This is a genomic window from Pseudomonas sp. GD04058 (genome assembly GCF_029836855.1).
GTDB classification, from domain to species: domain Bacteria; phylum Pseudomonadota; class Gammaproteobacteria; order Pseudomonadales; family Pseudomonadaceae; genus Aquipseudomonas; species Aquipseudomonas bharatica.
Map to the genome: position 1 here is coordinate 146,325 of NZ_JAOECN010000003.1, position 14,939 is coordinate 161,263.

General features: G+C 63.6%; 12 protein-coding genes. 3 read left to right on the plus strand and 9 right to left on the minus strand.

Annotated elements, in window-relative coordinates; genetic code table 11:
• Positions 1 to 168: 168 nt before the first annotated feature.
• The 9 genes from N7650_RS04130 to N7650_RS04170 all read right to left on the minus strand — a co-directional run bounded on the left by N7650_RS04130 (position 169) and on the right by N7650_RS04170 (position 11,763).
• Positions 169 to 1,137, minus strand: coding sequence for a peptide ABC transporter ATP-binding protein (locus N7650_RS04130; protein WP_064302773.1), 969 nt, complete (start codon positions 1,135 to 1,137; stop codon positions 169 to 171).
• Positions 1,137 to 2,105, minus strand: coding sequence for an oligopeptide/dipeptide ABC transporter ATP-binding protein (locus N7650_RS04135; protein ID WP_064302774.1), 969 nt, complete (start codon positions 2,103 to 2,105; stop codon positions 1,137 to 1,139). Before N7650_RS04135 ends, N7650_RS04130 begins: the two co-directional genes overlap by 1 nt.
• A gap of 10 nt (positions 2,106 to 2,115) precedes the next feature.
• Positions 2,116 to 3,033 carry an ABC transporter permease subunit gene (locus tag N7650_RS04140; RefSeq protein ID WP_009398157.1) on the minus strand — a complete coding sequence of 306 codons (918 nt, stop codon included), beginning with the start codon at positions 3,031 to 3,033 and terminating at the stop codon, positions 2,116 to 2,118.
• Positions 3,034 to 3,043: 10 nt separating this feature from the next.
• Entirely contained in the window at positions 3,044 to 4,054 is a 1,011-nt protein-coding gene (locus N7650_RS04145) for an ABC transporter permease subunit (RefSeq protein WP_009398159.1), read from the minus strand.
• Positions 4,055 to 4,128: 74 nt separating this feature from the next.
• Complete coding sequence (locus tag N7650_RS04150) at positions 4,129 to 5,724, minus strand: ABC transporter substrate-binding protein (RefSeq protein WP_009398160.1); 1,596 nt, start codon at positions 5,722 to 5,724, stop codon at positions 4,129 to 4,131.
• Between the two features lie 66 nt (positions 5,725 to 5,790).
• Positions 5,791 to 7,167, minus strand: coding sequence for an OprD family outer membrane porin (locus N7650_RS04155; RefSeq protein WP_279897191.1), 1,377 nt, complete (start codon positions 7,165 to 7,167; stop codon positions 5,791 to 5,793).
• Positions 7,168 to 7,273: 106 nt separating this feature from the next.
• Positions 7,274 to 8,869, minus strand: coding sequence for an ABC transporter substrate-binding protein (locus N7650_RS04160; protein ID WP_279897192.1), 1,596 nt, complete (start codon positions 8,867 to 8,869; stop codon positions 7,274 to 7,276).
• Between the two features lie 209 nt (positions 8,870 to 9,078).
• A complete protein-coding gene (locus N7650_RS04165) occupies positions 9,079 to 10,704 on the minus strand; it encodes an ABC transporter substrate-binding protein (protein ID WP_279897193.1) in 1,626 nt (541 codons plus the stop codon).
• A 348-nt stretch (positions 10,705 to 11,052) separates the two neighbouring features.
• Positions 11,053 to 11,763, minus strand: a complete 711-nt coding sequence (locus N7650_RS04170; RefSeq protein WP_009398164.1) for an SIMPL domain-containing protein — start codon at positions 11,761 to 11,763, stop codon at positions 11,053 to 11,055.
• A 204-nt stretch (positions 11,764 to 11,967) separates the two neighbouring features.
• Here N7650_RS04170 and N7650_RS04175 point away from each other — a divergent pair, with 204 nt between their 5' ends.
• The 3 genes from N7650_RS04175 to N7650_RS04185 all read left to right on the plus strand — a co-directional run bounded on the left by N7650_RS04175 (position 11,968) and on the right by N7650_RS04185 (position 14,921).
• A complete protein-coding gene (locus N7650_RS04175; RefSeq protein WP_009398165.1) occupies positions 11,968 to 13,230 on the plus strand; it encodes an ATP-binding protein in 1,263 nt (420 codons plus the stop codon).
• Positions 13,230 to 13,790, plus strand: a complete 561-nt coding sequence (locus tag N7650_RS04180; RefSeq protein WP_009398167.1) for a response regulator transcription factor — start codon at positions 13,230 to 13,232, stop codon at positions 13,788 to 13,790. Before N7650_RS04175 ends, N7650_RS04180 begins: the two co-directional genes overlap by 1 nt.
• 189 nt (positions 13,791 to 13,979) lie before the next feature.
• A complete protein-coding gene (locus N7650_RS04185) occupies positions 13,980 to 14,921 on the plus strand; it encodes an AEC family transporter (RefSeq protein ID WP_009398169.1) in 942 nt (313 codons plus the stop codon).
• The last annotated feature ends 18 nt before the right edge of the window (positions 14,922 to 14,939 follow it).

The following is a 14,939-nucleotide window of genomic DNA, read 5'->3' on the forward strand; positions in this document are numbered from 1 at the left end:
TCCTGGGTGTACCGATTCCTGTGATCATCCTGATCGCGCTGTTCATGCATTGAACACCGACCCTGTGGGAGCTGGCTTGCCAGCGATTTGGCCGGCACTGACGAAGAGGTTGTCAGGTCGGGCCTCATCGCTGGCAAGCCAGCTCCCACAGGGTTTTGTGTTGTCAGGTCAAAGGAACTGCTCGGCGTAATGGCAGGCCACCTGCCTGGTTTCTACCCTGCGAAACGCCGGCACTTCCTTCGCACAGCGTTCCGTCGCATACGGACAACGCTTGTGGAACGCGCAGCCATCCGGCGGATTCAGCGGGTTGGGCAGTTCTCCGGCAATCCTGATCTTCGGCTTGTGCGGATCCGGATGAATCGTCGGTGTCGCCGACAGCAGCGCCTGGGTATAGGGGTGCAGCGGCTTCTCATAGATCGCCTCCTTCGGCCCCATTTCCGCCGGCCGGCCGAGATACATCACCAGCACCTCGTCCGCGACATGCCGCACTACCGCCAGGTTGTGCGAGATGAAGACATAGGCGGTGTTGAACTCCTTTTGCAGGTCCATGAACAGGTTGAGTACCTGGGCCTGGATCGACACGTCCAGGGCCGAGGTGGGCTCGTCCGCCACCAGCACCTTCGGTTGCAGCATCATGGCCCGGGCCAGGGCGATACGCTGGCGCTGGCCCCCGGAGAACATGTGCGGGTAGCGCTGGTAGTGCTCGGGGCGCAGACCGACCTGCTGCATCATGGCCTGGACCTTTTCCCGCCGCTGTTCCTTGGACAACGAGGTGTTGATCAGCAGCGGCTCGGCCAGTTGGTCACCGATTTTCTGCCGTGGGTTGAGCGAGGCATACGGGCTCTGGAAGACCATCTGCACATCGCGGCGCAACTGCTTGCGCTCGCGCTTGCTGGCGCCGTTGACCTCCTGCCCGGCGATCTGCAGCGAGCCGGACGACGGCTCCTCGATCAGGGTCAGGGCCCGGGCCAGGGTGGACTTGCCGCAGCCGGACTCGCCGACCACGGCCAGGGTCCTGCCGGCTTCCAGCTCGAACGACACGCCGTTCAGCGCGCGGACCGTGGCGTGGCCCTTGAACAGGCCCCGGGAGACTTCGTAGTGACGGGTCAGCTCACGTGCGGTCAGGACAACGCTCATCACGCCACCTCCTGGTTCAGCGGGTAGAAGCAGCGGGCCAGGCTGTGGGCCTGGGGATCGAGACCGGGACGTTGCTGGCGGCAGTTGTCGCGCACGTAAGGGCAGCGCGGCGAGAGCAGGCAGCCGGTGGGCCGGTCATAGCGTCCGGGGACGATGCCGGGCAGGGTGGCCAGGCGCTCGGCGCCCAGGCTGTGCTCGGGAATGGCCTTGAGCAGCGCTTCGCTGTAGGGATGGGCCGGCACATCGAACAGCTCCGGCACCTGGCCCACCTCCACGGCCTGGCCGGCGTACATCACGCAGACCCGCCGGGCGGTTTCGGCGACGACGGCGAGGTCGTGGGTGATAAGAATCAGGGCCATGTCCCGCTCTTTTTGCAGGTTCAGCAGCAACTCCATGATCTGCGCCTGGATGGTCACGTCCAAGGCGGTGGTGGGTTCGTCGGCGATCAGCAGCTTCGGCTCGCCGGCGATCGCCATGGCGATCGCCACGCGCTGGCTCATGCCGCCGGAGAGCTGGTGCGGATAGGCATCGAGGCGGCTTTCCGGAGCCGGGATCTCGACCTTCCTCAGCAGTTCCAGGGCACGCTGGCGGGCGGCCTTGCCGCGCAGGCCGAGGTGCTGGCGCAGCACTTCCTCGATCTGGAAGCCCACGGTGTAGCTGGGGTTGAGGGCGGTCATCGGGTCCTGGAAGACCATCGCAATGTCCTTGCCGACCACCTTGCGCCGCTGGCGGCCGCTGATCCTGAGCATGTCGTTGCCGTCGAAGCCGAGCTGGTCGGCGCTGATGCGCCCGGGCGGGTCGATCAGGCCCATCAGGGCCATCATGGTCACCGATTTGCCGGAGCCGGACTCGCCGACGATGGCCAGCACCTCGCCCTTGTCCACGTCGAGGTCGAGGCCGTCCACCACCGGCACGGCATCGGCGTCGCCGAAGCGCACGTTGAGATTGCGGATTTGCAGAAGTGACATGGGCTTCTCCTCAGGCGGCATTCTTGAGTTTCGGGTCCAGCGCATCGCGCAGCCCGTCGCCCATCAGGTTGATTGCCAGCACGCTGAGCAAAATGGTCAGGCCCGGCAGGCTTACGACCCACCAGGCACGTTCGATGTAGTCGCGGGCCGAGGCCAGCATGGTTCCCCATTCCGGGGTCGGCGGCTGCACGCCCAGGCCGAGGAAGCCCAGCGCGGCGGCATCGAGGATCGCCGAGGAGAAACTCAGGGTGGCCTGCACGATCAGCGGCGCCATGCAGTTGGGCAGCACGGTGACGAACATCAGCCGCGGCAGGCTGGCGCCGGCCAGGCGGGCGGCGGTGACGTAGTCGCGGTTCAGCTCGCCCATCACCGCGGCGCGGGTCAGGCGCACGTACGACGGCAGCGAGACGATGGCGATGGCGATCACGGTATTGACCAGGCCAGGGCCGAGGATGGCAACGATGGCCACGGCCAGCAGCAGCGAGGGCAGGGCCAGCATCACGTCCATCAGGCGCATGATCGCTGCACCGACGGCATTGGGGAAGAAGCCCGCCAGCAGGCCCAGGATGATCCCGGGGATCAGCGAAATGAGTACCGACGACAGGCCGATCAGCAGCGACAGGCGCGAACCCTGGATCAGCCGCGAGAGCAGGTCGCGGCCCAGTTCGTCGGTGCCGAGGATGAACTGCCAGTTGCCGCCTTCGAGCCACACCGGCGGGGTCAGCAGGAAGTCGCGGTATTGCTCGCTGGGGCTGTGTGGCGTGACCCAGGGGGCGAACAGCGCGCAGAAGACGATCAGGCACATGAACAGCAGGCCGGCCACCGCGCCCTTGTTGCGCGAGAAGGCTTGCCAGAATTCCTTGTACGGCGACGGGTAGAGCAGGCTCTGGTCGATGGCTGGAGCCGGGTTTGGAGCGGGAGTATTCATGACGGCGGCCTCAGCGCTGGTGACGGATGCGTGGGTTGGCCAGGCCGTAGAGGATGTCCACGACGAAGTTGACCAGGATGACCAGGCAGGCGATCAGCAGGATGCCGTTCTGGACCACGGGGTAGTCACGGGCGCCGATGGCTTCGATCAGCCACTTGCCGATGCCCGGCCAGGAAAAGATGGTTTCGGTGAGCACTGCACCGGCGAGCAGGGTGCCGACCTGCAGGCCGAACACCGTCAGTACCGGAATCAGCGCGTTGCGCAGGCCGTGGACGAAGACCACCCGGGCCGGCGACAGGCCCTTGGCCCTGGCGGTGCGGATGTAGTCCTCGCGCAGGACTTCTAGCATCGACGAACGGGTCATCCGCGCGATCACCGCCAGGGGAATGGTGCCCAGGACGATGGCCGGCAGGATCAGGTGCATCAGCGCATCCTTGAACGCGCCGGGTTCATCGGCGAGCAGGGTGTCGATGAGCATGAAGCCGGTCTTCGGCTCGATGTCGTAGAGCAGGTCGATGCGCCCGGAAACCGGAGTCCAGCCCAGGCTCACGGAGAAGAACATGATCAGGATCAGGCCCCACCAGAAGATCGGCATCGAATAGCCGGTGAGGGACAGGCCCATCACCCCGTGGTCGAACAGCGAACCGCGCTTGAGCGCGGCGATGACCCCGGCGAGTACGCCGATGACCCCGGCGAACAGCAGCGCCGCCAGGGCCAGTTCGAGGGTGGCGGGAAACAGCGCGAGGAACTCGTGCCACACGCTTTCGCGGGTGCGCAGCGATTCGCCGAGGTCGCCCTGGGACAGCTTGCCGATGTAGTCCAGGTACTGCTCGGGCAAGGGCTTGTTCAGGCCCAGCCGTTCCATGGCCTGTGCGTGCATTTCAGGGTCGACCCTGCGCTCGCCCATCATCACTTCCACCGGGTCCCCCGGTATGAGCCGTATGAGGGCGAAGGTCAGCAAGGTAATGCCGAAAAAGGTCGGGATCAGCAATCCCAGACGCCGGGCAATGAAACTCAACATCGTGTGGTGTTCCTCGTCAGCCGGTAAGGCGCGTGCCCGCTTTTCCCGGGTGGGGTTGGGCGGGCGTTCTTGTTCTACTTCACCTGGGTAGTAGCGAAGTTGTTATTGGTCAGGGGGCTGATGATGTAGCCCTCGACGTTCCGGCGCATGGCCGTGAACATCTTCGGATGGGCCATGGTTATCCACGGCCGGTCCGCATCGTACACGGCCAGGGCCTCCTTATAGAGTGCTTCTCGCTGTTGCGGATCGATCACCTGGCGAGCCCGGTTGATCAGCGCGTCGAACCGTTCATTGCACCAACGAGCATAGTTCTCGCCGTTCTTCACCGCCTCGCAACTGAGCAGCGGGGTCAGGAAGTTATCCGGGTCGCCGTTGTCGCCGGCCCATCCGGTGGACACCAGGTCGTGCTCGCCGTTCTTCGCGCGGCGCAGCATTTCTGCCCATTCCATGACGCGGATATCCAGTTTCAGGCCGATCTGCTTGAGGTCGGCCTGGAGCATTTCGGCGCTCAGGCGCGGATTGGGGTTGGTCATGCCGCCGCCATTGCGGGTGAACAGGGTCAGCCGGGCGCCTTCCGGCACACCGGCTTCCTTGAGTAGGGCACGGGCCTTGTCGAGGTCGCGGGGCGGGTTCCGATTGTCGTGGTTGTAGCCGGGCAGGGTCGGCGGGTACGGGTTGACCGCCAGCACCGCGTTGCCCTGGCCGAACAACTGGTCGATATGGCTCTGGCGATCAAAGGCGATATCGATTGCCTTGCGCACCCGCACGTCCTTGAGCAGGGGATGCTCGGTGTTCATCGCCACGTAGCCGATGATCAGCGCCTCCAGTTCGGCCACCTTGAGCATCGGGTCCTGCTTGATCGAGGGGACGTCGTCGGGCTTGGGATAGACGGCGACCTGGCATTCGTTGGCGCGCAGTTTCTGCAGGCGCACGTTGTTGTCGGGAGTGATGGCGAAGACCAGGGTTTCGCTGGGCGGCGCACCGCGGAAGTAGTCCGGGTTGGCCTTGTAGCGGACCTGGGCGTCCTTGATATAGCGCTGGAAGATGAACGGGCCGGTGCCGACCGGTTTGCTGTTGAGGTCGCCGGTTTTGCCCGCCTTGAGCAACTGGTCACCGTACTCGGCCGAGTAGATCGAGGTGAAGGCCATGGCCAGGTCGCGCAGGAACGGGGCCTGGGGCTGGGTCAGGGTGAAGACCACGGTGTGGTCGTCGGTCTTCTCCACGCTCTTGAGCAATTTGCCGAAGCTCATGCCTTCGAAATAGGGAAAGCCGATGCTGGTCTTGTCATGCCAGGGATGCCCGGGGTCAAGCTGGCGGTGGAAGCTCCAGAGCACATCGTCGGCGTTCATGTCCCGGGTCGGGGTGAACCAGGGCGTGGTGTGGAACTTGACGCCCCTGCGCAGGTGGAAGGTGTAGGTGAGGCCGTCTTCGCTGATGTCCCAGCGTTCGGCCAGGGATGGCTGGATCTCGGTGGTGCCGGGCTTGAAGTCCACCAGGCGGTTGAACAGGGTCTCGGCCGCGGCATCGGCGGTGACGGCGGTGGTGTACTGGACCATATCGAAGCCTTCCGGGCTGGCTTCGGTGCAGACCACCAGCGGGCGCGCCAGAAGCCCCGTCGAGGCGCCCAGCAGCAGGGCCGCGAGCGCGGCGTGCAGGGTCAGGTTTTTCATCGGCATATCCTTTGTCGTCTCCTGCCCGGGGAGCGGGCGCCTGGGCGATCGCCCCCCGGGACCTGCTTAAAGAATGTTGAACGGAATGGTGGTCACGATGCGGAATTCATCGAGATTGCCATCGATCTGTTCGCGACTGGCGCGGTGCGCAGTGTAATAGGCGCGGATATTGGTCGCCTGCAGCGGCCCGCTCTGCACCACGTAGCTGGCCCCGAGGGACCATTCCCGGTGATGTTCGCCATCGAGGTTGCGTACATCGTAGCCGTTGCCCTTGTAGTGGGTGCCGTCGATGCCCCAGCCGCGGGCGGTGTAGGCATTCAGGCGCAGGCCCGGCACGCCGAAGCCGGCCATGTCCAGGGCGTAGCCGACCTGGAACGACTTCTCGTTGGGCCCGTTGTAATCGGAGAACAGCGAGTTGGCGAGGAAGATCGCATTGGTGTCGTGCACGTAATCGAAGTACTCGTCGCCGTTCACCTGCTGGTAGGCCAGGGTCAGGCTGTGGGCCTGGTGCGCCAGGGTGAAGGACAGGCTGAAGGTGTCGTTGTCGATCGTCCCCAGTTTTGCCGAGCCGGTGTCGCGGGTGCCGTACCAGTTGAACCCGGTGGTCAGGGCCAGGGTGCCCTTGTCTCCCAGGTCGTGGGACGCGCCGAAGTAGTACTGGTTCCAGATGTCCTCGACATGGCCGAAGTACAGGCTGGTGGTCAGGCTGCGCAACGGCTGGTAGTTGAGGCCGGCCAGGCTGACCCGGTCGGCTTCGGCGCCCAGTGCCGAATACTCGGTGGTGAACCTGCTCTTGCCCTGTTCGGTGCGGGTCGAGACCCGTTCGAAGGTGCCGAGGTCGAAGGACAGGTTGTCGAATTCGGCGCTGTGCAGGGCGACGCCATCGAAGCTCGACGGCAAAGCGCGGTTTCCGATGTAGGCGAACACCGGCGTGTTGATCGACTGCCGACCGGCGACCAGGGTGGTGTTGGAGATGCGTGCCTGCAGGTTGGCCAGGCCGAGTTTGCTCCACTGGCCGATGACATCGCCATCGCCGTGGGTCAGGGTGCGGTTGTTCGGCCCGGCGACCCGGGCGCGGCCGCGCTCCAGGGCCAGCGCGTGGTAGCCGGCGACCTGGGTGGCGAAACCGACGGTGCCCTGGGTGAAGCCCGAGCTATAGTCGAGAACGGTACCTTGTAACCAGTTGTCGCGGCTGTGGGTTTCGCGGCGGCTGCCGTCGCTTTTGTAGTAGCGGAACAGCGGGCCCTTGGTCGCTCGCTCGCGGGCATACCAGTTGCGCGTCCAGCCGGACAGGCTCTGGTCTTCGATGAAACCGTTGGATTCGGCCTGGGCACTGTTTTCCTTGAGCGTCAGCGGCAGGTAGTCCTGGCTGGTGGCGTCGGCCTGGACAAGGCCGGACAGGCCGCCAAGGGAAAGGGCGATTACGGTGGTGATTCGTTTCAAGGCGATGCTTCCTTTCTTGTTCTTCTTGGTGTGCCGGCGGGCCTCGCGGACCCGGCGGCCAATGCGGTGGATCGTGGCCGGTGGGCGTCGATCCGGCTGGCAGTGGTCAGTCGATGCCGACGTCGCGGAACGTGGTCTTGCCGAACGGGCTCACCAGGTAGTCCTTCACCCGCGTGCTTACCGGCTGGCTGACGGTGGAGTGGGCGATCGGGGTGATCGGTACGTTCTGCTTGATGTACTGCTGGGCCTGGCGATACAGCTCGCTGCGCTGCTCGCGGTCGTTGGTGCCCTTGGCTTTCTTCATCAGCGCGTCGTATTCCGGGTCGCACCACATGGAATGGTTATGGCTGCCGATGGCGTCGCAGCTGTACAGGGTGCCCAGCCAGTTGTCCGGGTCACCGTTGTCACCGGTCCAGCCGATCAGGAGGGTGTCGTGTTCACCGTTCTTGGCGCGCTTGAGGTACTCGCCCCATTCGTAGCTGACGATGTTCACCTTCAGCCCGAGCTTGCCCCAGTCGTCCTGGAGGATCTGCGCCATCAGCCGCGCGTCGGGGTTGTAAGGGCGCTGCACGGGCATGGCCCAGAGGGTGATCTCGGTACCTTCCTTGACCCCGGCGTCGCGCAGCATCTGTCGGGCCTTTTCCAGGTCGCGTGGCGCATCGACGATGCTCTCGTCATACGACCACTGGGTCGGAGGCATGGTGTTGACCGCCACCTGGCCGGCCCCCTGGAATACGGTCTTGATGATCGCTTCCTTGTTCACCGCCATGTCCAGCGCCTGGCGGACTTCCAGTTGGTCGAACGGCTTGTGCCGGGTGTTGTAGGCGATATAGCCGAGGTTGTAGGCGGGCTTCTCGATCAGGTTGATGTTCTCGTCGCTGCGCAGGGCCTCGAGGTCGGCGGGACGTGGATGGATGCTCACATGGCATTCGCCCTTGCGCAGCTTTTGTACGCGGACTGACGGATCGACGTTGATCGAATAGATCAGGTTGTCCAGCCTGACCTGCTCGGGGGCCCAGTAGTCGGTGTTGCCGCGGTAGCGGATCTGGGTGTCCTTCTGGTAGCGGGTGAACACGAAGGGGCCGGTGCCGATGGGCTTGTGGGTGATGTCCGAGGGGGTGCCGCGGGCCAGCAGGTGCTCGGCGTATTCGGCCGAGAGAACCGAGGCGAAGCTCATGGCGAGGTTCTGCAGCAGCGTTGCGTCGGGGTGGTTGAGGGTGAAGGTCACGCTCATCGGGCCGGTCTTTTCCACCTTGGCGATGGTCTTGTCCATGCCCATGGCGTTGAAGTACGGGAATACGGTGCCGTAGGCCATGCGGAAGGGGTGGGTCGGGTCGAGCATGCGATTGAAGGTGAACACCACGTCGTCGGCGTCGAAATCGCGGCTCGGGGTGAAACCGGCATTGCTGTGGAACTTCACCCCGGGGCGCAGGTTGAAGGTGTACACCAGGCCGTCGTCGGAGATGGCCCAGTCGGTGGCCAGGGACGGTTGAATGCCCGTGGCCCCGCGTTCGAACTCCACCAGGCGGTTGTACAGCGGTTCGGACACGTCGTTGTCGGTACCGCTCTGGTATTGCGCGGTGTCGAAGCCCGAGGGGCTGCCTTCCGAGCAGAACACCAGGTTGCCCTTGGCCAGGCCGAAGGGCGAATGGGCCAGCAGACCGGCTCCGAGCAAGGCGGCGAAGAGAGACGTCTTACGCATGGGAATTCCCTGTCTTGTCGTCGTTATTGAAGTTTTCCGCGGCGCGTGGCGAATCCTCGCTCACGCGTCACGGCACCGGTCCCAAGGTAAGTGGGTAAAAGGCGTCCGACGAGGTACACAGGGAGCAAGTTTGGGTGGGAGTTTTCCGGCTGAGTTGAGGAAATTTCAGACAGGTGTAGGAGCTGGCAAGCCAGCTCCTACACCGGGGTTTATGGCTTCACGCTGACGCCGTAGAAGTCATTGAGGGCGAAGGGGCTGATCTTGAAGTCCTTGACGCTGTTGCGCATCGGCTGGTAGACCGTGGAGTGGGCGATCGGCGTGATCGGCACCTGGTCCTTGAGGATGTGCTGGGCCTGCTTGTACAGCTCGGTGCGCTTGGCCTGGTCGGGAATGCGCTTGGCCGCCTTCACCAGCTTGTCGTAGTCGGCGTTGCACCAGTGGGAGAAGTTGTTGCCGTTGACCGCATCGCAGCCGTAGAGGGTGCCGAGCCAGTTGTCCGGGTCACCGTTGTCGCCGCTCCAGCCGATCAGCATGGCGCCGTTCTCGCCGTCCTTGGCGCGCTTGATGTACTCGCCCCATTCGTAGCTGACGATGCGCGCCTTGATGCCGATCTTCGCCCAGTCGGACTGGATCATCTCGGCCATCAATTTGGCGTTGGGGTTGTACGGGCGCTGTACCGGCATGGCCCACAGGGTGATCTCGGTACCCTCCTTGACGCCGGCCTCCTTGAGCAATGCCTTGGCCTTCTCGACGTTGTACTCGGTGCCCTTGATGGTGTCGTCGTAGGACCACTGGGTCGGCGGCATGGCGTTGACCGCCAGTTCGCCCGCACCCTGGTACACCGAATCGATGATCTGCTGCTTGTTCACCGCCATGTCCAGGGCCTGGCGCACCTTGAGCTGGGCCATGGGGTTGGGCTCGTTGCTGCCCTTGATCCTGTCCATCACGTTATAGGCGATGTAGCCGAGGTTGAAGCCGGCCTGGTGCGGCATCTGCAGGTTCGGGTCGGCCTTGAGCGCCTCGAGGTCGGCAGGACGGGGGAAGAGGGTGATCTGGCACTCGTTCTTCTTCAGTTTCTGCATGCGCACCGAAGCGTCGGTGGTGATGGCGAAGATCAGGTTGTCGATCTTCACCTCGTCGGGCGACCAGTAGTCCTTGTTGCCCTTGAAGCGGATCTGCGCGTCCTTCTGGTATTTGCTGAAAACGAAAGGACCGGTGCCGATCGGCTTCTGGTTGATTTCCGCGGCCTTGCCCTGCTTGAGCAACTGCTCGGCGTATTCGGCGGACTGGATCGAGGCGAAGCTCATGGCGATGTTCTGGATGAACGCGGCGTCGACTTCGTTGAGGAGGAACTTGACGGTGTGCGCGTCGACTTTCTGCACCTGCTTGATGTTCGCGTCCATGCCCATGTCGGTGAAGTACGGGAACTCGGTAGGGTAGGCCTTGCGGAACGGCATGTCCTTGTCGAGCATGCGGTTGAAGGTGAACAGCACATCGTCGGCATTGAAGTCGCGAGTGGGTTTGAAGTAGTCGGTGGTATGGAACTTGACCCCTTCGCGCAGGTGGAAGGTATAGGTCAGGCCGTCATCGGAAACGTCCCAACTGGTGGCCAGGCCCGGGATGACCTGGGTACCGCCGCGCTCGAACTGGGCGAGGCGGTTGAAGACGGTTTCCGAGGACGCGTCGAAGTCGGTACCGGTGGTGTACTGGCTCGGGTCGAAGCCGGCAGGGCTGCCTTCGGAGCAGTAGACCAGGTTGGAAGCGGCCTGGGCGGCCGGCGTAGCGGCGAGCAGACCTGCGCCGACAAGGAACGGAATGACTGCGGTTTTCAGCATGGTGGCCTCATTGTTGTCATTGTGATCTGAGGGCGGCCTTGTGAGCCGACCCGCGGATACTTATGCAGGTACTGGACCTGGTGCAACGCTTGAGGATAGCTTCTGACAGTAATTTCGGAACGTTCGTACAAGGATGTCGCGTTTGTGTAAATTTTGCCGAGTTGAACGTTTGCTGCTTAAGGATCGCTGAAGATTTTTAGACTTTCAGTGAGCTTGAGGGCCTCATCGCTGGCAAGCCAGCTCCCACAGGGGCCGCATGCACCGCGGGCCTTGTGGGAGCTGGCTTGCCAGCGATGAGGCCCTCCAGGGCAATGGAAATGGGCCGGCCATGCACCGGCCCAAGGTCATTCAGGGCATCTGCACTTCAATGGTGCCATCGGCATTGACGCTGACCTGCGTCGTCCCCGCCTCGACCTGCGGCGAAGGTGCCGCCTCGGCATCCATGCTGGCTTTCATCATCATCGGTGCACGCTGGTACGGCTGTGGATAACCACTGCTGTTGAGGTTCAGGCTGACCACCTTGTAGCCCTTGCCACCCAGCGCTTCGGTGGCGATCTGCGCCCGTGCCTTGAAGGCATCGACTGCGTCCTTGATCAGTGCGTCCTCGCTGGTCTTGCGCGTGGCCGGGGCGATGGCGAAGTCCATGCCGCCCATCTTCAGTTGTTGCAGCAGTTCGCCGGTCAGTTTGGACAGGGCAGGGAAGTCGCCGCTTTCCAGGCGCAGTTCGGCGCGCTCGCGCCAGCCGGTGATCTTCTGGCCCTTGTCGTCATAGATCGGGTAGGCGTTGCGGCTGCCTTGGCTGATCTTCACATCCTTGACCTGGCGCGCCTGTTCCAACGCCTTGTTGAGGGTGGTGGTGATCTCGGCGGCGAGTTTGGCCGGGTCGGTGTTCTGCGCTTCGCTGTAGAGGGTCACGACCATCAGGTCGCGGGCGACTTCCTTGCTCGCTTCGGCGCGCAGGGAAATCTGGTTGTAACGCGGCTCGTCCGCCAGAACGGGAAGGCTGGCCAGCAGGCTGGCGACCAGCAGGGCCTTGGCGCTACGGCTTGGGGTATTCATGTGCGGCTCCTTGAAAAATGGGCGTGGCCGGTACCATCCTGTGCACCACGCAGACTCGATAAGACCTTGAAAGTAGCACCAAGGTTCCAAATGGCTATCATTTAACCGGCCTGCGGTGTGGCGAGTTGCCGCATCGCTGCAGTCCAGGACGTCCCTTCGGTATACTTGGCCACGGTTTACCTGGAGCACTCATCAGGAGAGCTCATGCTCGCCCCGGTCAAAATGCAAATGTTGTCTGCCACCCGCCAGAACCTCTGGCGCCTTACGTTCATCCGTACCCTGGTACTGGCGGCTCAGGCCGGTTCGGTGGCGGTCGCCTACTGGACCGAACTGCTGCCGCTGCCCTGGCTGGCGCTGAGCGTCACCCTTGGTTTTTCCATGGTGCTCTGCCTGGTGACCGCCCTGCGCCTGCGCGCCTCGCTGCCGGTCACCGAGCTGGAATACGCCGTGCAGCTGGCCTGCGACCTGCTGATCCACAGTGCCCTGCTGTACTTTTCCGGCGGCTCGACCAACCCCTTCGTTTCCTATTACCTGGTACCGCTGGCGATCGCCGCGGTTACCCTGCCGTGGGTCTATTCGCTGATCCTCTCCGGTATCGCCCTGGTTGCCTACACCTTGTTGCTGGTGCAGTTCTATCCGCTGGATACCTTCCCCATGGCCAGGGAAAAGATGCAGATCTACGGCATGTGGCTGAGCTTCGCCCTGGCGGCAGCGGTCATTACTTTCTTTGCCGCGAAGATGGCCGAGGAATTGCGTCGCCAGGAAGCCTTCCAGGCCCAGCGTCGCGAAGAAGGCCTGCGCGACCAGCAACTGCTGGCCGTGGCCACCCAGGCGGCCGGTGCCGCCCACGAACTGGGCACACCGCTGGCGACCATGAGCGTGTTGCTCAACGAGATGCGCCAGGATCACACCGACCCCCTGCTGCAGGAGGACCTGGCGGTGTTGCAGGAGCAGGTCAAGCAGTGCAAGCACACCCTACAGCAACTGGTCCGCGCTGCCGAGGCCAACCGGCGCATGGCGGTGGAAGAGCAGCCGGTGACCTTCTGGATGGACGAGGCGCTGAACCGCTGGCACCTGATGCGTCCGGAAGCCAGCTATCGCTTCCAGCGCCTCGGCCAGGGGCTGGTGCCACACCTGGCGCCGCCACCCGACCTGACCCAGGCCTTGCTGAACCTGCTCAACAACGCCGCCGATGCCTGCCCCGACGGGCTTGAGGTGCAGCTCGACTGGGATGCCACGGATATCGTCATCAGCATCCGCGATCACGGCCCCGGCGTACCGGTGGCCATTGCCGAGCAGATCGGCAAACCCTTCTTTACCACCAAGGGCAAAGGCTTCGGTCTTGGCCTGTTCCTGAGCAAGGCCAGCGTTACCCGTGCTGGCGGCTCGGTAAAACTCTATAGTCACGAAGAGGGCGGTACGCTGACCGAGCTGCGCCTGCCCCGTGACGCGCGAGGAGACGTGTGATGAGTGATGAAATCCAGGTTGAAGGTGAAGACCTGCCGCACCTGCTGCTGGTCGACGACGATGCGACCTTTACCCGGGTGATGGCCCGGGCCATGGCTCGCCGCGGTTTTCGCGTCAGCACCGCCAGTTCCGCGGACGCCGGGCTGTTGATCGCCCAGCAGGACGTTCCCGACTACGCTGCGCTGGACCTCAAGATGGACGGCGACTCGGGCCTGGTCCTGCTGCCCAAGCTGCTGGAGCTGGACCCGGAAATGAAGGTGGTGATCCTTACCGGTTACTCCAGCATCGCCACTGCCGTCGAAGCCATCAAGCGCGGCGCCTGCAACTACCTGTGCAAGCCGGCGGATGCCGATGACGTGGTGGCGGCGCTGTTGTCCCAGCACGCGGACCTGGACACCCTGGTGCCGGAAAACCCGATGTCGGTGGACCGCTTGCAATGGGAGCACATCCAGCGCGTGCTGACCGAGCACGAAGGCAACATTTCCGCCACGGCCCGCGCCCTGGGCATGCACCGTCGGACCTTGCAGCGCAAGTTGCAGAAGCGGCCGGTTCGTCGCTGAGGCCTTCACTGCCCTAGAGGGCCTCATCGCTGGCAAGCCAGCTCCCACAGGGAGGTCCCTGTGGCCTGCCAGCGATGAGGCCCTCAAAATCGCCTAAATTCCGGCATTTCATCCACAAACCCCCATCCCTGAGCCCTGCACTGGCGTATCATTGGTCGCCTGTCGCCAGGCCCACGGAAATTGCCCCGCATGCTCGCCCTCTTCATCCAGACCCTGAACATCACCGCCCCGGTGTTCGCGATGCTGTTCATGGGTGTGCTGCTGCGCCGCATCGATGCGATCAACGACAACTTCATCCAGGTTGCCTCGTCCCTCGTCTTCAACGTCTGCATGCCGTCGCTGCTGTTCCTCGGCATCTACCACGCCGACCTCGACGCGGCGGTCAATCCCGGCCTGCTGCTTTACTTCATCGCCGCCACCTTCGGCAGTTTTGCCTTGGCCTGGCTGATTGCCATCTGGCGTTGTCCCAAGGAAGATCGCGGCATCTACACCCAGGGCTCGTTTCGGGGCAACAACGGGGTGATCGGCCTGGCCCTGGCGGCCAGCATGTACGGCGACTACGGCATTTCCCTCGGCGCGATCCTCGCCGGCCTGGTGATCCTGCTTTACAACTCGCTGTCGGTGGTGGTGCTGGCGGTCTACAGCCCGACGGTCAAGTCGGACCCGTGGAGCATCTTCAAGAGCATCCTGCGCAACCCGCTGATCATCAGCGTGCTGCTGGCGACGCCAATGGCCTATGCCAAGGTGGCGCTGCCCAACTGGCTGCTGACCTCCGCCGACTACATCGCCCAGATGACACTGCCGCTGGCGCTGATCTGCATCGGCGGCACCCTGTCCCTGGCGTCATTGCGCGCCAGCGGTCGGATGGCCGTGAGCGCAAGCCTGGTGAAGATGGTCTGGCTACCCGTGATATTTACCTTCGGCGGCTGGCTATGCGGCTTTCGCGGGGCGGAACTGGGCATCCTGTTCCTTTATATTGGCAGCCCGACGGCAGCGGCCAGCTATGTGATGGCCCGCTCGTCCAATGGCAACCATGAATTGGCGGCATCGATCATCGTGATCACCACCCTTGCCGCCGCTGTGACAACGAACATCGGAATATTCCTATTGCAGTGGGGCGGATGGATCTAGATCCTTCGCTCGCAAAAC